At 46.4% G+C, this 16,322-nt stretch carries 23 protein-coding genes; all 23 read left to right on the plus strand.

What is annotated here, in order from left to right; all coding sequences use genetic code 11:
• Nucleotides 1-36 precede the first annotated feature (36 nt).
• The 23 genes from NYE58_RS13840 (at nt 37) to NYE58_RS13950 (ending at nt 15,915) form a co-directional block, all read left to right on the plus strand.
• Nucleotides 37-402 carry a hypothetical protein gene (locus tag NYE58_RS13840; protein ID WP_341002080.1) on the plus strand — a complete coding sequence of 122 codons (366 nt, stop codon included), beginning with the start codon at nt 37-39 and terminating at the stop codon, nt 400-402.
• On the plus strand, nt 399-1,217 hold the full coding sequence (locus NYE58_RS13845; protein WP_341002081.1) for a Bro-N domain-containing protein: 819 nt from the start codon (nt 399-401) through the stop codon (nt 1,215-1,217). The genes NYE58_RS13840 and NYE58_RS13845 overlap by 4 nt, the downstream gene beginning before the upstream one ends.
• An 88-nt stretch (nt 1,218-1,305) precedes the next feature.
• Nucleotides 1,306-1,545, plus strand: coding sequence for a hypothetical protein (locus NYE58_RS13850; protein WP_341002082.1), 240 nt, complete (start codon nt 1,306-1,308; stop codon nt 1,543-1,545).
• A 103-nt stretch (nt 1,546-1,648) separates the two neighbouring features.
• Nucleotides 1,649-2,068, plus strand: a complete 420-nt coding sequence (locus NYE58_RS13855) for a hypothetical protein (protein WP_341002083.1) — start codon at nt 1,649-1,651, stop codon at nt 2,066-2,068.
• Nucleotides 2,061-2,360 (plus strand): hypothetical protein, encoded by a 300-nt coding sequence (locus NYE58_RS13860; protein WP_341002084.1) that lies wholly within the window; start codon nt 2,061-2,063, stop codon nt 2,358-2,360. The genes NYE58_RS13855 and NYE58_RS13860 overlap by 8 nt, the downstream gene beginning before the upstream one ends.
• An 8-nt stretch (nt 2,361-2,368) precedes the next feature.
• A complete protein-coding gene (locus NYE58_RS13865; RefSeq protein WP_341002086.1) occupies nt 2,369-3,205 on the plus strand; it encodes a hypothetical protein in 837 nt (278 codons plus the stop codon).
• Between the two features lie 5 nt (nt 3,206-3,210).
• Nucleotides 3,211-3,495, plus strand: a complete 285-nt coding sequence (locus NYE58_RS13870; protein WP_341002087.1) for a hypothetical protein — start codon at nt 3,211-3,213, stop codon at nt 3,493-3,495.
• Nucleotides 3,488-4,780, plus strand: coding sequence for a replicative DNA helicase (locus tag NYE58_RS13875; protein ID WP_076214148.1), 1,293 nt, complete (start codon nt 3,488-3,490; stop codon nt 4,778-4,780). The genes NYE58_RS13870 and NYE58_RS13875 overlap by 8 nt, the downstream gene beginning before the upstream one ends.
• Nucleotides 4,780-5,391 (plus strand): hypothetical protein, encoded by a 612-nt coding sequence (locus NYE58_RS13880; protein WP_341002088.1) that lies wholly within the window; start codon nt 4,780-4,782, stop codon nt 5,389-5,391. Before NYE58_RS13875 ends, NYE58_RS13880 begins: the two co-directional genes overlap by 1 nt.
• 4 nt (nt 5,392-5,395) lie before the next feature.
• Nucleotides 5,396-5,851: a hypothetical protein gene (locus NYE58_RS13885; RefSeq protein ID WP_341002089.1), complete on the plus strand. Its 456-nt coding sequence runs from the start codon at nt 5,396-5,398 to the stop codon at nt 5,849-5,851.
• A complete protein-coding gene (locus NYE58_RS13890; RefSeq protein WP_341002090.1) occupies nt 5,829-6,977 on the plus strand; it encodes a sigma-70 family RNA polymerase sigma factor in 1,149 nt (382 codons plus the stop codon). Before NYE58_RS13885 ends, NYE58_RS13890 begins: the two co-directional genes overlap by 23 nt.
• On the plus strand, nt 6,977-7,438 hold the full coding sequence (locus NYE58_RS13895; protein ID WP_341001446.1) for a hypothetical protein: 462 nt from the start codon (nt 6,977-6,979) through the stop codon (nt 7,436-7,438). The genes NYE58_RS13890 and NYE58_RS13895 overlap by 1 nt, the downstream gene beginning before the upstream one ends.
• A 563-nt stretch (nt 7,439-8,001) precedes the next feature.
• The gene (locus NYE58_RS13900) at nt 8,002-8,496 is read left to right on the plus strand and encodes a hypothetical protein (RefSeq protein ID WP_341002092.1); all 495 of its coding nucleotides are present in this window, start codon (nt 8,002-8,004) and stop codon (nt 8,494-8,496) included.
• 629 nt (nt 8,497-9,125) lie between these two features.
• Nucleotides 9,126-9,323 (plus strand): hypothetical protein, encoded by a 198-nt coding sequence (locus tag NYE58_RS13905; RefSeq protein WP_341002093.1) that lies wholly within the window; start codon nt 9,126-9,128, stop codon nt 9,321-9,323.
• Nucleotides 9,324-9,358: 35 nt separating this feature from the next.
• Nucleotides 9,359-9,529, plus strand: coding sequence for a DUF3797 domain-containing protein (locus tag NYE58_RS13910; RefSeq protein WP_341002094.1), 171 nt, complete (start codon nt 9,359-9,361; stop codon nt 9,527-9,529).
• A 232-nt stretch (nt 9,530-9,761) separates the two neighbouring features.
• A complete protein-coding gene (locus NYE58_RS13915; protein WP_341002096.1) occupies nt 9,762-9,971 on the plus strand; it encodes a hypothetical protein in 210 nt (69 codons plus the stop codon).
• A 77-nt stretch (nt 9,972-10,048) separates the two neighbouring features.
• Nucleotides 10,049-10,312 (plus strand): hypothetical protein, encoded by a 264-nt coding sequence (locus tag NYE58_RS13920; RefSeq protein WP_445671759.1) that lies wholly within the window; start codon nt 10,049-10,051, stop codon nt 10,310-10,312.
• A complete protein-coding gene (locus tag NYE58_RS13925) occupies nt 10,309-10,515 on the plus strand; it encodes an Acb2/Tad1 domain-containing protein (RefSeq protein WP_341002098.1) in 207 nt (68 codons plus the stop codon). The genes NYE58_RS13920 and NYE58_RS13925 overlap by 4 nt, the downstream gene beginning before the upstream one ends.
• 20 nt (nt 10,516-10,535) lie before the next feature.
• Nucleotides 10,536-11,030 carry a helix-turn-helix domain-containing protein gene (locus tag NYE58_RS13930; protein ID WP_341002099.1) on the plus strand — a complete coding sequence of 165 codons (495 nt, stop codon included), beginning with the start codon at nt 10,536-10,538 and terminating at the stop codon, nt 11,028-11,030.
• 127 nt (nt 11,031-11,157) lie between these two features.
• Nucleotides 11,158-12,432: a phage terminase large subunit gene (terL, locus tag NYE58_RS13935; RefSeq protein WP_341002100.1), complete on the plus strand. Its 1,275-nt coding sequence runs from the start codon at nt 11,158-11,160 to the stop codon at nt 12,430-12,432.
• A gap of 17 nt (nt 12,433-12,449) precedes the next feature.
• Entirely contained in the window at nt 12,450-13,907 is a 1,458-nt protein-coding gene (locus NYE58_RS13940; RefSeq protein WP_341002101.1) for a phage portal protein, read from the plus strand.
• Nucleotides 13,904-15,661 carry a minor capsid protein gene (locus NYE58_RS13945; RefSeq protein WP_341002103.1) on the plus strand — a complete coding sequence of 586 codons (1,758 nt, stop codon included), beginning with the start codon at nt 13,904-13,906 and terminating at the stop codon, nt 15,659-15,661. The genes NYE58_RS13940 and NYE58_RS13945 overlap by 4 nt, the downstream gene beginning before the upstream one ends.
• Entirely contained in the window at nt 15,661-15,915 is a 255-nt protein-coding gene (locus tag NYE58_RS13950) for a hypothetical protein (protein ID WP_341002105.1), read from the plus strand. The genes NYE58_RS13945 and NYE58_RS13950 overlap by 1 nt, the downstream gene beginning before the upstream one ends.
• Nucleotides 15,916-16,322 lie beyond the last annotated feature (407 nt).

Genomic DNA, 16,322 nt, shown 5'->3' on the forward strand with positions numbered 1-16,322 from the left:
AGCTTCTGGACGAAACAACATGGAGGGAGGCCGATTATGAGCAATAGCAAGACATTAAACGATGCTGCTTTTGATCTTGAAATTAAGATCATGGAGGAAAAGGTTTCGCAGGGTGTCAACGGTATTGAGTGGCTGGTGATGCAGAAAGTCGTGGATGAATCGGACCTCAAGAGCTTAGCGGTTTGGCTTAAGAGAGCAGGAAACTTCGGAAAAAGAGACCCTGAACCTATCATGTTGGATGCTCTGACAATGAAGGCAGACCCATTCTATGAGAAGTACGAAATTAACTGGTGGATCAGCATTGATGATATTTTGACTTATCTCAGTATGCTTCGGCGGCAGGATTATAATCGGTATTCTGACTTTATCAGAGAATTGCAGAAGAAGGGGGCAACACAATGAGCGATATTAAAAACGGCCTGACCTTCTTTGAAGGCAATCGACCTGTAATGATCTTGTTTCCGGCAGATGTAAACATTCCATTTGTTGGTGACTTCATCATAAGCGCGAAGGATGTGGCCGGTGTTCTGGAGTACCAAGGGAAAACGGCAACGAGTAACGTTCTGAAATTTTGTAAAGAAGATCACATTTATGATGTTTCGGATTCTAACCTTCTGAATCGAGAGGTTAGAAAACTACACAACACTGGCGAGAAATTTATATCGAACTTATCCCTTAATCGTGTACTTGGTCAATCCGGCCAACCGAAGGCGATGCCCTTCCAAGATTGGATTTATGAAGACATGATGCCTTCTGTTCAGAAGACTGGGAGTTATTCAGTGCCTGGGGCTGAACCTGATTTGATCCATTTTAAGAAAGAAGCATACATGCTTGAAATAACAGCCAACGTGCTCAGGCTCCCGGATAGTGGACGCTTGAAACTGCTGGGTGATTTTAACAAGCAGCATGGGCTTTCAGTCCCATTACCAGCTTATGCTGACGAGCCAATAACTGAATCAGCAAGTGAACTGCTGAAAAAGAATGGTGTTGGGATTCAAACAAAGGTGTTTAACCATTTGCTCTTAAATCAAGGGATTTTGGAAGAGAAGACACGGTCATCAAGCAGGGGAGGGAGCAAGGCTTTCAAGTCCATTACAGATGTCGGTCTTGAATATGGCAAGAACATCATAAGCCCGGCGAATCCAAGGGAAAGCGCGCCACATTATTTTCCTGATCGGTTCCCTGATTTGCTTCGGAGGGTGGGGCTACTGAAATGACCCTTGAACACTTAGCCCGTCTATGGTTTAACCATCCCCGTCAGCATGCCGTAATCATCAAAAATATTATTCGGAGGGAGCAACGTCGATGAGGAACCTTCGTCTCCATGATTTATCGTATGTGGCGGATCTGAAATCAAGGATTATGGGCGCAACTAATGATTTGAGTAACGATTCTGAATCTGTAGAGGTTGTTGTAGAAGATCTGAAGGACATCATCATTGATTTTATTGAGTTTGAAAAATCCCTTCAGACTTCATTTGTACAGGAAGGCATGTTGAATAGGAAAAATCGCCTCAACGCGGATACTTTGGCGAGTACGCGTTGAGACGACCTTTTAAAAATCGATCATTTGGAGCTTCTTGGCGCAATTATACAGTCATACGTTTCTTCGCGTCAAGTAGCTCCCATAAATTAGGAGCGTGTATTTTATGACAATCGCAAATCATACTCTTTCCCCACTAACGGGGAAAGTCATTTCTTTTCCTCACAACCAACCTATTACATCTGTCAATTGGCTTAAATCTACCTTTCGTGATGTGCTTCGCCTTGGTGGTGTGAGCGCACTTCTAGCGTCTCTGCAAGAAGAAGTGAACCGCCGTGACCTGGAAAATCGGGAACGTGTCTGGAATCTCTTGTTACCTGTAGCACGAGCAGTAATTTGGGAAGAGTACGTGCGTTATGGGGAGACGCTAGAAGTGGGCTACGAGTTGATTCGAAGCGACTCAGGCGAACTTTCTCCGTACATTTGGACAAACGTGACAAGCCAGCCAGGAGCATCAGCTGAGTTCTATGTGAATCCTCAGCAAAACGTATATTTTGGCTGGGATCGGGAGGTGCGCTATGCCTAAAACTACAATGAACATCCTCCAGGTGTTGCAAGAACTGGGGGCAGGTCCTAAGCTGCCTAACGCCCATTTCAAGGACAAGTATAAACACCTGAATATTAATTACCGCTATTTTTCAGATTATTATCCTTGCATCATGGACGCTCTTATAGAGTTGGAACCAGTAATAGGAAAAAAAGCTGTTCTTGAGTTGATGGAGCAGGTCCTTTGGCGAGTGTTGGAAGGCAGGGGAGCCGTGGGAGACTTCCTGCAGGTTGTATTTGGAGAAGTAACAAATCTATCAGAACCTAAGTAGGTGGAAATATGGCAGGGAAAGGATGGATAAAGCTGCATCGAAAAATCTTGGAAAATCCAATTTTCAACGACATGCAGCTTTATCGTCTGTGGTCAATCTGTTTGCTGGAGGCCAGTTACAAAGAGCGAGAACAAACTATCGGTCGGCAGACTATTTTGCTTCAACCTGGCCAGTTTGTCACCGGAAGGTTTGACATTCAAGAACTATATAATCGGGGCTTAAAAGAGCGGGAAAAAGCCAAGGGAGAGAAAACAGTTTTTAGATGGCTTGAGCACCTTGAACGTAGAGGTTTTCTGACCATCAATAAGACCAACAAATATAGCATTGTAACCATTGGTAATTGGGAGCTTTACCAGTCTGACGATGAACTTATCGACCATCAAAATGACCAAGAAAAGACCATCAAAAGACCAACAAATGACCAACAAATGACCACAAACAAGAAAGTAAAGAAAGAAAAGAATGATAAGAAAAAAGATATAAAAGACTTATCCGCCGAAATTTTCAATTTCCGCTCTCGGTATTCTCCGGAGCTTTCAAAAATTATAGATCAATACCTGGACTTCATTCGGGAGACCAGAAGCAGCAAGAAGATAGCGGATAGCATCGTCCTTAAAATCCTGACCTATTTTTCCAAGTACAGTTCGGTGCAGGTGGAATACGCCATACTTCAGCACATGAGCATGGAGGAAAAGCAGAGCGCACCGGAAGCGTACACCTTCGGGATCATTCGAAAGTGCACAGAAGCCGAAGCAGTGAGAAAGCTACAGCAACTCCGGAGTGGGAAACAGTCGGCTGGCGGATTTGATCGTGATGCTTACCTTGCAAACTTGAGTGAGGAGTGAACAACATGAAAATGACAGAGAAAGAGGCTGGGTTATTATTATTGACCATTCAGGATTTCATTCCGAACTTCCGACCAGGTCAAACAACTGCAGCGAGCTGGCGTAGGGTATTAGGCAAGAAAATGACATATCCCGAAGCTGCAAAATATTTGGACCAGCACTTTGAAACAAGCCGATTCCAACCACTACCAGCTGATCTGATTGCCTTATGGCAGGCTGACTTTAACCCAGACGACATTATTCCGGTTAGTCCTCCAGAAGACCTGAGAGGGGGTCAGTCGAGTGAATGACTTCCAAACCGAGCAGAATGTGCTTGCAGGAATGCTTGCAGGAGAGAAAATGCTGTATGACGGTTTGGCCGTGGCTACGGTGGACCACTTCGAAGACGAGGAGCATCAAATCATCTTTGCTGAGATTGCTGGGCAAGCCGAACAAGCACCACCGTCTTGGAACATTGTTTATCGGCAGCTACGTGACAAAATCAATCCTGAACGCCTCACAGCGCTGAAGAGTGCAGAAGCTTCGGAGAATGGATTTAGCTATTGGCTCGACAAGCTGCATGACTTGTTCGTGAGAAGGACGTATCAAGCTGCTGCTAGAGAAATCTTCAAGATTGCCGAGAGTGGACGCCCGTTGAAGGAAATCACGGAGTTGGTCGAACAGCGAATCATGAAAGTGAACGCAGTGGAAGGAACGGAACGGATCGTTACGCCAGAAGAAGCCGGTAATAATGCGCTGGAAGAATTTGAACGGCGCGTGAATAGCGGCGAGAGTATCCACGGTATCCGGCTCTCCAGAGAGATTCCCACTGGAGGGATGCCTGCCATCGACGGTTTCCCGGGAATGGATGAATTGTTCCGAGGGTTGCGCGGCGGGGATCTGATTATTGTATCCGCCCGGACCGGAGATGGAAAAACGGCACTGGCACAGAATATTGCCCGTCATGCCAGTATTCATCAAAATTATCGGACCTTTTACCAAAATACCGAAATGAGCGAAAACGAAATGGTGTTCCGCTTTGCTTCTCAATTGTCAGAGAAAAGTTTTGAAGGCATTGACGGTGGAACGCTGGATAGCTGGGATCGTGCTGCTGTTAGGCGGGCGTTCGAACGATACTCTAAATCCCGGATATACATTTCACACCTTCCAACATTGACTCCAGAGCGAAGCCGCGGTCTTGCTCGGCAATTCAAAATCAAATATGGAAATCCGGACTTGATCATCATTGATTATATCGGGCGAATGGAACTGGCAAAGAGCAACAAAAATCGCAGGGACGATCAAATCCTTGTAGATGTTGCGAAGGAATGCAAGCGGTTGGCTTCGGAAGTGGATGCTTGTGTAATCCTGCTGGCCCAACTCAACGAGGATGGCAGCCTACAAGGTGCGAAGGCTATGGCAAATGAGGCGGATGGGTTCATGAAGCTTGAACCATTGGACAAGGAAACACGGGAACGTGCTCCAAGGGGCGCAACCCATGTTATCAATACCGCAAAGGCGCGGCGTGGTCAGAAGGGTAAAGAGCTGTTCGTGAGCTTTAACAAGAAGCTCATGTACATGACTGAGGTACGGTGATGTGGAGCCCAGAGGAGCGGGTGCGACGTGAGAGGGAGTACAGGCAGCATTACAAGACGCTGATTCTGGAGGCAACACGTATAGCCGTCCGGGCCGGGCTGCTCTCAGAGGCTTACGAGGACTTTGTGATTGATTACCTGGATTCTATCGTGGATCCACTGAGCAATGATGATTTTGATTATCTTGTGAAGAATGAACGGCTTCCAGTCCGGGCAATCAGTACACCAGAAGCCCATACCGCCGTGCTGGAGAAGTTGAGGGTAGCCCAGCAGCTCCAGAAGGAGCCGAGCCTAACAGATATGGACCGTAGCAACTTGAAGGGCTACACGGAAGCGCTGGAAGCTCTGCTGAGGAAGAGCGAGGCAAACCGTGGTACATTCCACGATTCAAACCTTGCGACGTCGCAATATTCAGAATCCACGACGTCGTGGAATATGCCAAAAGGTGCGACGTCGCACCTAAGCGAGATTGACCAGCTCCAGCAGCGCATATTCAAAGCAGCGGACATCCTGGACGCCATGGCCCCGGATGATGCCCGGCTGCCGGAGTATACACGACTCTATCAAGCCCTATGGGACAAATATAACGAACTTCAAAAACGAGGAGGTTAATCACATGTTGAAATTATTTCATCCCGTAAGCCAAGGAGTATTCTTACAAGCAGTTCCGGTTCGAGATCCCCGTAAGCAGGCAGACAATGAAAGCACAACACTCCGTAGCATGAGAGAAGCTGCTGCTGAGCTAGAACAACACATTCGCATGGACAGCGATCAAAAGCGGCTCTACGCCCTTGCCAGAGTGCAAGAACGGCGTTATCTGATACGCAAGTACTCTAGCAACGAATGGGGTGTGTACGAGCTTTGTAAAGCAGTCTATGAGGTTGCCGAGCTAGATCGAGTTGACTTCAACAGAGCAGAGTTCCCAAAGCTGTTTGAATTCATTCGCGCTCTGGTCCCGCAAGCCGACAATTCAACCGTGCTTGCTGGTGTGCTGGAATACTACGAATCTCGGAAACGCTGGCCGATGGCATACCTACAGGAGCCGGCCCATGAGCAAGCCGATAGATTATAACCCACATTTAGGATACAAGGATGATGTGATCCGAGAGCACATGAGACTAGTCCACTCCATAGCCAATCGGTACAGAAAACGGTGCACTCCAACGATCAGCTATGAGGATTTGGTGAGTGAGGGCGTTATAGGAATGATCAAGGCGTTCCACAAATATGACCCAACGGCGTTCGATGGGAAAGTAACAAAGTTTTCTACCTTTGCAGTTCCTACGATTCAGGGCGAGATCCTACGCTTCCTACGGGAAAGATTAACCCTAGTTAGAACACCTAGACCACTGTTAGAGACTGCTTCGAAGATTAGGTGGAAGGGGTTGTATGACTGTTCACCTGAAGTAATTGCTGAGACACTGGAGATTTCGCTTGAATTGGCAGTTAGAACACTGGATTACATGAGTAGCGCTAATGTTATCTATTTGGATCAACCTTTGAACTCAGATGGAGAGTCTGAAATCACTGGTTTTGATCAGATGGGCGATACTGATGATTTGTCCGGTATTTCGATTCAAGAATTTATGTCGTTCCTAAAGCCAAGAGAACAAAAGGTTCTTCTACTTCGAAGTGAGGGGAAATCACAGAGTGAAATCGGTGAAATTATCGGCAAGTCGCAAGTCCAAGTAAGTCGAATATTGGAACGTATCAAACCTAGGCTTAAAAAATATATGACCAATCCAGAAAGTGAGGAATTTATGATGAAAAGTGAAGCGAGCACAAGAAAGCTTAATGCTGATGAGGCGAAGAAATACAACGTACGGTCCGTTCTGGACAAAATTGAATGGTTTACAGCAGAAATATCTTTCGACCTTCCTAGCGTTAGCCTGAACTCGTTAGGGATGAATATCAACCGTCCAGGGGCGGAGATGATGAAACTTACCGTAGGCGATTATATCCAAGTAGGATACAACTCCGAACTGAAGCGGTTGGTGCTTCGCAAGGCTGAGCTGGGTATCAAGTTAAATAAGACTACTGGTAAAACTGGAGCTGTGGCCACCAACAATAAGCGTATAGGAAAGTGGCTGGACAGCAAGAAGGCCTCACGGCAGCGCTACGCCCTTCAATTCGATGAAACGGCACAGGTGCATTTTATCCAGCTTGAAGCGGCAGGCCGTGCTGCAGGTACTGCCTGATGGGAATCAATGCGCTGAAAGCTGCAAAAGACCTTCGAGGGATAGTAGAGGCGGTTAAAACTACTTATGAGCAAAGTGTAAAAGATGAGATTTATCATAGTGAAGAATGTACGGACATTGTTCATGCGCTTGAGCTTTTGAAACTTACGCCAAGACAGCGACTTAACTTAAGTGAACAGCTTGGAGTCAGCCGTTGGAAGCGTCGTAAAGCTAAAGAAGACAAGGAACTACTACAGCCTTTAGCTGAATATCTCAAGCGCCAGAAAGGCATGGCAGGAGAACTGGACAAAGTGATTCTTGCCATTAGTGACTTAACAAAGACGCAAACCATGCGCGTCTACCGCCCAAAGGTAAGAACGGATTTGGGAAGTATATTTGAACATCGTGCAAGGGAGAGAACAGCAGCAGCGGTAGGGAACATCCGGCGGGATCGACGGGTACGCTGTGGTATTAATCTATGATCGAATCTATTGTAATGATTGTAGTAATGACGGTTGTCGCAATTGCAGCTGAGTGGGAAGATGGTGAAGAAGTATGACACAATTTGCTTTGGAGCATCCATATGTAACTGGATTTTTGATATTAGTATTTCTTTGCGTAACAGGCGATGTACTTATAGCTTTTGCCAATCGGAATCCTGGTAGCAAGGGGTAATGAACAGGAATTATTCCAAATATTATTCCAAAAGGATAATTTCCATTTAACTGGATATTTTAAGGGTAATAATGAGTTGGAGGATTGATGGTGGTGAATTATAAGCTAAAGAAACAACTTAGAAAGTACTCATGGTTAATAGCATTTATGAGTGCAGTGGTGTTTGCGAGCACAGGAGAAATATTATTTCTTATCATAACAATCTCTAAAGTTCTCCAAATTGTATTTATATTTGGAAGTAGCAAAGAAATGGTAAAGAATTTCAAGCCGTAAATTAACGAAACCCCTGCAATCCTTGGCCGGGCGCGCAGGGGTCTTCTATAAAGGATATTCCTCTCACTATATTACCATATAAAGGGGAATGAGGGGAATGGCAGTGGCAGAGTGGGAAATGGTTGAATTGTTCCCGTTGGCGTCAGAGACGGAGATTGCGAGAACCAAAACCCTTTTGGAAGATTATCGTAAGATGCGGCTCCTGATGGATGATTATGAGAACAACACAGAGGATATGCAGCAGGTGGCTATTGACGGCGAGGTGGCACGGAGAATAGACCAGGACGAATTGCATGCTGATAAGGTAGCTAATGCCGTTGTTTTGGCTGAAAAGCAGCTTTCGAACTATAAAGAGTACCTATACCGACATAACGCTCTCCTACGGGCGCACAGCCTTATCATAGATGATGAAACAAAGCAGGTGATAAAGTATCGCTACCTTCAAGGACATACGATGAAGGAAACATTCTTGTTCTTTAAAAGGAATGTCGGTGACAGCACCATTAAGCGAAAGGCAAAGGAAGGAGTTATCTCCATGGCCAACAGTCTAAAGACACTCTGTTTCTTCGATAATGACGTTACTAAATTTTGACCCTTTCGTGACCCTAATGTGACCCTAAGTTGAACCCCACGTGACCTTTTTTCCGTGTTATATTGATATCGTAGTAATTTAGCGAGAGGGCAACGCTGGTTCACCTAGAACCACTCATGTTCATAGTGGACACAAGTATCGCTGGACACTTTGTCTATCTGACCGAGCGAAATAACAAAATGTAAGGTCGCTCACCTACGCCATTTTGTCGCAAGTGAGACTCTGGGACAAAGTGTCCTAAAGTGGGTCCGCCATTTTGTCGTAAGCTCAGGTTCACCATGCACCCGAGCTGCTAAAATCCGTAGTATGTAAACACCATACAGCGGGTATTATGGAATGGTGACATCCTGCCAAATAGCAGGTTCACATAAAGGCGGTCGCCCGATGGGTTTAACTTAGCTCAAATCTGAGGTGAGTGAGTCCGCCAGCAAAAAGCCGTATCGCTCCCGGCTACAGGAGCCTATAACTGATGTGGTGGCGGATCACGAGGTCAAGGGAGCCAAAAAGGCCGGATTTATTGGCGCAATTACTCCTTCGCCCACATCAAATCAATAAAGGGTATGCTGACAATGTCCTCCGGGCGTTAGAGCGGCATACCTTTTTCAATTCATAACGGGAGGAACCAAACGATGGAACAACCGTTGTTAGAAAAATATGAATGTCTGTCTGAAGAATGTGGCGGTCAATTCTTAGTTAATATGGAGAAGTCCAAAGGGAAAAATCTAGCCTGCCCATTCTGTGGTCATACTGCAGAAGCTACAGCAAATGAGAACCCAGACGATAAAGAAGAGCGGGGATGGGTCTACGGCTGTTTATACCCACGCTAAATTCCCAAACGTTTGCGAATTTGGAGGAGACATCTATGAAGTTCACAGAGGCGATTAGGCTTTCAAAGAAGTATGCTGAGTGCCCAAAGTGTGGGAATGGAAATATTGGAGCAGGTGAAGGAACAATCAACATTGACGAGAATTCATTTGAACGCACCTGCAAGTGTGGCTGGAGTAAAACTTTGAAGGACGATCAGAATTCATAGCGCTTTACATTTTACGTGTAAAGCAATTTGCCTAAATCGTGACAATCTGTAAAGTGATATTCCTGTATATGGGATATTGGTTGCAAAAACGCCTTTCAATTTGCAAAATAGTTGCAATCACATAATCTAGTTGTTAAATTTCTAAAAAATAAGCGAATTGGTTGTACTCAGCAGGGAACGCTTCTAAGATGTCGAATAAAGTCATATTACTTCGGAGGAGCGGATACACATCATGAAAAATGACCCTTTTCTTCAAAAAAAGCTGAGTTGGCTAAAAAGACAGAAGGAGATCCCTGTGATACCTCTTTCGGGTTCTGGCGTTGTTTCCATACAAGGTAGGGATATTATTTATTTGCAGTATGAGGACAATGGTGCTCTGATGGCTGTGACCGAAGTAGAAGATTTTTACTTAATCCCAGCGCATCAATACGAGAAAAAATAGTCTTAAGGAAATGTTTCCTTACCTAAGGGTCGCTGAAAAGCGGCTCTTTTTCATTTTAATTTGAAAGGATGATAAATTTGGCGAAGTATCGTAAGAAACCAGTAGTTATTGAAGCTTTTAAATGGACTGGCGGTCCTGATCAGGCGGAAGATCCCCAGTGGATTATCGAACGCATCAAAATGGGACAGGTCAGTTTTGCAAATGGACTTATGTACATTAAAACGCTAGAAGGCATCATGGAATCTCAACCAGGGGATTACATCATTCGCGGTGTGAAAGGTGAGATTTATCCATGCAAACCGGATATTTTTGAAGCAACATATGAGGAGGTAGTCGAATGAGTAATCCACAAATTGAAAACAATTTCAGCTATCACGCCCCTAAGCCTGGACAGCCTGAAATCTATGAGGAAATCCGTAACAAGGCGAGAGAGTTGGCTGAATTGATTGATGAGAAGTGCCCAAAGAGTCGCGAGTCTAGCTTGGCAATGACGAACCTGGAACAATCAGTGATGTGGGCTAATGCGGCTGTAGCAAGAAACTAACTTGAAAGGAGGTCGCCCTGATGGCAAAAGGTAAATATCACGAATGGCTTACGCCTGAGGGGCTGGCTCTCCTTGAAGGCTGGGCACGCGACGGGCTTACTGATGAGCAAATAGCGGATAATATGGGGATCAAACGACCCACGTTGTATGAATGGAAAAAGCGGTATCCTGACATTTCTGACACCTTAAAAAAGGGCAAGGAAGTTATTGACCGTCATGTCGAAAATGCACTGCTGAAACGGGCGCTGGGCTATCGCTATGACGAAGTGACCAGGGAGCCGGGCACTGTCGAGGATAAAGAGACAGGCGAGCTGAAGCAAGTAATGGTCGAGACTAAGCGAGTCACTAAAGAGGTTCAGGGCGATACCACAGCACAGATCTTCTGGTTGAAAAACCGGAAGCCTGAGCAGTGGCGAGACAAGCAGGACGTGCAGCATAGCGGCAGTGTAAATGTTAATAACCCATACAAGGATCTGACAACTGACGAGCTGAGAAAGCTGATTCGTGATGTTTGATCTGGAGGTTATCCGTCGAGGTGCACGTATTGAACTGGCACGGCGTGAGTTCTTCAGCTTTTGCCAGGCGATGGCTCCAGACTTCTATCGCTCTGATCGGCAGTATCTCATGGACTTGTGTGGCGAAATGCAGGACTTTTATGAATCAGACGATGATATCCTGATTGTTAACGAGCCCCCACGACACGGCAAGAGCCGTACTGCTTCCATGTTGGCTCAATGGGTATTTGGACAGAATCCGAAAGAGAAGGTTATGACCGGCTCTTACAACGAAACCCTATCCACTACCTTCTCCAAGGCCGTTCGTAATGGCATCAATACGGCTAAAGCGGACGAGAAAGTCATTGTGTACAGCGACATCTTCCCCCAGGTGCGTATTCAGCGAGGGGATGGGGCCATGAACCTGTGGAGTCTAGAAGGCGGCTATAACAGTTACCTGGCTACGTCTCCTACAGGCACAGCTACCGGCTTCGGGGCTACGCTGCTAATCATTGATGACTTGATCAAGAATGCCGAGGAAGCGAGCAACGAGAACGTGCTGGAGAAGCACTGGGAGTGGTTCACGAATACGATGCTGAGCCGCTTGGAGGAAGGCGGCAAGATCATCATTATCATGACCCGTTGGGCATCGGGAGACTTGGCAGGGCGTGCGCTGGAGCATTTCCGAAGCGAAAAGAAGCGCGTACGACATCTAACCATGAAGGCGCTCCAAGATGATGGCACGATGCTGTGCCCTGATGTTCTATCCCGTGAGAGCTACGACATGAAGGTTCGGGCCATGGGCGCAGATATCGCCAGCGCGAACTATCAGCAGATCCCGATTGACATTCAGGGCAGGCTGTACAAATCGTTCAAAACGTACACTGAATCCCCAAGAGACGAACGAGGCCGTCCATTGTTTGAAAAAATCATATCTTACACTGACACTGCCGATCAAGGTAGTGATTTTTTATGTTCCATTGTCGCTGGCGTTTACCGGGGCGAGGGATATGTGCTGGATGTGCTGTACACCAAAGACGGGATGGAGACCACAGAGCCAGCCGCAGCGGACATGTTCGTCCATAACGGTGTAAACTTGGCAGAAATTGAATCGAATAGCGGTGGGCGCGGTTACGCCCGAAATGTTGAGCGGTTGATCTGGGAGAAACACAAAACCCGCTCCGTGGTGGTCAAATGGTTTCATCAGAGTAAGAACAAAATTGCTCGTATTCTATCAAACAGCAATTTTGTGATGGAGCACATTTATTATCCGGTCAACTGGCGTGATCGCTGGCCGGAGTATCACGCAGCTATGACGAGCTACCAAAAAGAGGGCAAAAACAAAAACGACGATGCTCCAGACGCGACCACTGGATTAGCTGAAATGATAGACAAAAAGTCGGGCGTATCGTTCAAGAAATAACAGGGAGGAGGTTACTTGTGGAGACATTACAAGAGATTCTGGAGAACCTGGACGCTAATGCGCCTATGACGCTGGAGGAAATCATCCAGGCCGAGGTTAGTGATTGGGAACGATCCGATGAGAGGAAACAGATGCTGATCGGCAAGCGATATTACAGGATTAAAAATGACATTCTGGAGCAACGCCGAAAAACGATAGATGCAGAAGGGCGGATGGTGGCTGCTGACAATCTGGCGGATAACCGTATTCCTCACGGATTTGTAAGAAAGCTGGTGGACCAGAAAATAGGTTATCTGCTATCCAAGCCATTTCTACCAAAGACGAAGAAGCCGGAATATCAATCAGAGCTGGATCTATTCTTCAACGATGACTTTAAAATGTTGTTTAAGAATACGGGCAAGGATGCGGTTAACTGCGGCAAGGCCTGGCTTCATCCGTATTACACGGACACTGGCGAGCTGGCCTTTATGAAGATGAACCCAGAGGAGTGCCTGCCGATCTGGAAGGATGCCGCACATACTGAACTGGCTGCTTTCATCCGTATATATGAGATTGAGGGGTATGTGGCTAAGAAAAAGCAGACGGTCAAGCGAATCGAATGGTGGGATCTGGACGGCGTTCAGATATTTGAAGAGGAAGCGGGTAAGCTGAAGCAGCTGGAGAAGCGGAATCATCTTGCTCTGGTGGAGGGAAGCGCAGAGAAACCACTGAACTGGGAGCGGGTGCCTTTTGTCTGCTTCAAGTATAACAGTGAAGAGCAGCCGCTGATTGAGCTGATCAAGAAGCAGGTCGATGATTATGACAAGCAAAAATCCGCTAACAGTAACAACCTGGAGGACCTGCCGAACAGTATCTACGTGGTCAAGAACTACAGCGGCCAGGGTGGCGGCGAGTTCCGCGAGAACATTTCCCGCTTCCGCGTGGCATTCGTGGACGGCGATGGGGGTGTAGATACGATAAGCCTGGATCTGGATACCGAAGCATATTCAAATCATATGGAGATGACCCGTAAGGACATTTTCGAATTTGGTCGCGGGGTAGATACGCAATCTGACAAGTTTTCCAGTGCTCCTTCTGGTATAGCCCTTCGTTCTTTGTATCAGGACTTGGATCTGGATTGTAATGATATCGAGAACGAGTTTCAAGCGGGGCTTAAGCAGCTGATCTGGTTCATCGACATCCACTTGGCAGCCATGACAGACAACGATTACTCTGAGGAAACTGTAACATTTATCTTCAACCGAGATATGCCAATTAACGAGTCTGAGGCGATCACCGACGCTAGTAACAGTATGGGTGTTATCTCCAAGGAAACCATCGTGGCTAATCATCCATGGGTTACAAATACCAAGGAGGAACTGGCACGGATCGAAGCGGAGGAGCAGGCGGAACTGAAAAAAATGGAGGATTACGGTCTACCAGGAGATTCGGAAGGTACCGGCAATGCTAAGCCGGAAGAGGATGATGACGAATGAAGTCAGCAGCCTACTGGTCAAAGCGAATGGAGCGGCTGAATGAGTCGCTTTTAAATAAAGGTGTACCATTCACAAAGGCAATGAATAAGGAATATCGGAAGGCTCAGATATCCATCCAGACGGACGTTAACAATTTCTATCAGCGGTTTGCAGATAATAACGGGATCGTTAGCTTATCCGCTGCTAAACAAGTTCTCAAAGCAGGCGAGCTGAAAGAATTCAAGTGGACCGTTGAGGATTACATTGCTCGTGGTAAAGAGAACGCCATAGATCAGCGATGGATGAAGGAACTAGAGAATGCCAGCATTAGAGTACGTGTTACCCGCCTAGAATCCATTCAATTGCAGATGAAGCAACATGTCGAGGAATTATCAGCTAAGCGACTGGTGGGCACCACGGAGCTACTAGGCAACGTCTACAAGGATGGTTACTACCGAAGTATTTTTGAGCTGGAAAAGGGTATCGGTATAGGAGCCTCATTCTCTAAGATCGATAAGCGGCAGCTTGAAGCTATTCTATCTGCTCCATGGGCGCCAGACGGTAGCAACTTTTCGCAACGTGTATGGACTGATCGCGTCAAACTGACTGGAACGCTTCGTAACATCTTTACTCAGGGTTTAATTCGTGGTGATACATCTAAGCAAATGGTAGAGCAACTTATGGAGCGCTTTGATGTGTCACGGAAGAATGCAGAGCGGTTGATACTGACGGAATCAGCATACTTCGCAGGCCAATCTCGCATAGCTGGCTACAAAGAACTTGGGGTGGAACAATACCGCTACACTGCCACACTAGACAGCCGTACATCCATTACTTGCCGAGATCTAGATGGTAAAGTATTTGATGTCTCGGATGCTCAACCGGGCGTTAACTTTCCGCCGATGCATGTATACTGTCGGTCCACAACCATTCCACACTATGACGATAACATAAAAGAGCGGGTGGCTCGGGATGATGAAGGCAAGACATACAAGGTTCCGGAAGATATCAATTACAACGACTGGGCTGAGAAATACGCCCCGGAAGCCGCTGAACCGGTTATCGTAGAGACTCCGGCTAAGAAGGCGCCGGAAACGCCATTACCTACTATTGAGATACCGGGTGTGCCGACAAAGGATATTCCAATTCCTGAGAAAAGCATCTATACCACGGAACCAGAGAAATGGTATGATGAAACCGGAAAGACTGCACCTCCACTGATTAATCTCAGTAAGATGGATTTGCCAAAGCTGAAGCCGGACATTCCACGTAAGCTGGGGAATATTGATTTGAGCAAGCCGGAGCTGGTGCGTCGATACATGGATGATGTAGAGCAGGCTATCCGGAACGCACCAGAAGAACATGCTGTTATTCTCACAGAAAAAGGCGAAGCGCTCCATATTAAGGGAGATAAGGCAGCTGTCGATATTACAAAATTCAAGCCCGAACAGCTCAAGGATAGTATTGTCACCCATAATCACCCTTCAAACGGCGAGGATCCTGGCGGGTCGTTCAGTCGAGAAGATGTTCACATGTTCTTTTCAAAAGAACTGAAACAACTGCGGGCGGTTGATCAGGCGAATTTATTTATATTAAGTAAATCCCGAGATATCGAACTCACCCAGGGTGATATAAATCTACTGCTGGATAAAGCAGAGGAGCTGTATCTCAGCAGACTTATAATTGAAGACGCGATGAATGGTTACGATGACAAGCACTTGACCATGGAGCAGCTGGTATTGCTGATTGAGAGTCTACAATATGGAAGGGAGTGATGATCTTGCGAACGGAAGAAGAGAATAGAGCGGCTATCGCTGAACTTTTTGCCCCGCAGCGTGAAAAGTTAGGTCACCGTTTTGATTCTTTGGTGGACGAGATCAGCGCTGTAAGACTTGAGTATCTTCAGAAGCGGGACAAGCTGCCGAAGTATCCTATAGGTGTTCTGGATGCTAATTCGGTTGAACAGCGGCGTCTAGCCCGTGAAGAAGGACTTAAGTGGGTTCTCATCAAACAAAAATATGGTATATGAAGCACTCTCCAATTTGCGAGGGTGCTTTTTATATTGCTGAACAGGAGGGTACTATGAAGGTCAGTTTCAGTGATTACAGAAGGAAACTGCCAGCTGTCGGATGGGTTCCGTGGGAAATCGACCACTGGACACAGACTATACGCTTATGCAGATGGTGGGCGTATCCCTTCAAGCTGATTTACGTATTCTTTCGTTCCCAGCGAGTAGGGCTATATCATTGGTTTAACAAAGTCGGAATTATGAAGACGCCCTTAGGATGCCGCATGAGATTTTCAGATATATGGAAATACGATAAAAAACGTTAGGTCGTGGGTGAGACTACCGCGGCCTATTTGCTCATGAACCGGAGCATATCGGTTCACTCCCTAAGCTGGAGAGCAGCTATAAAAATCAAATGGAGGATGATG

The organism is Paenibacillus sp. FSL L8-0708, assembly GCF_038009325.1.
GTDB lineage: Bacteria > Bacillota > Bacilli > Paenibacillales > Paenibacillaceae > Paenibacillus_AQ > Paenibacillus_AQ odorifer.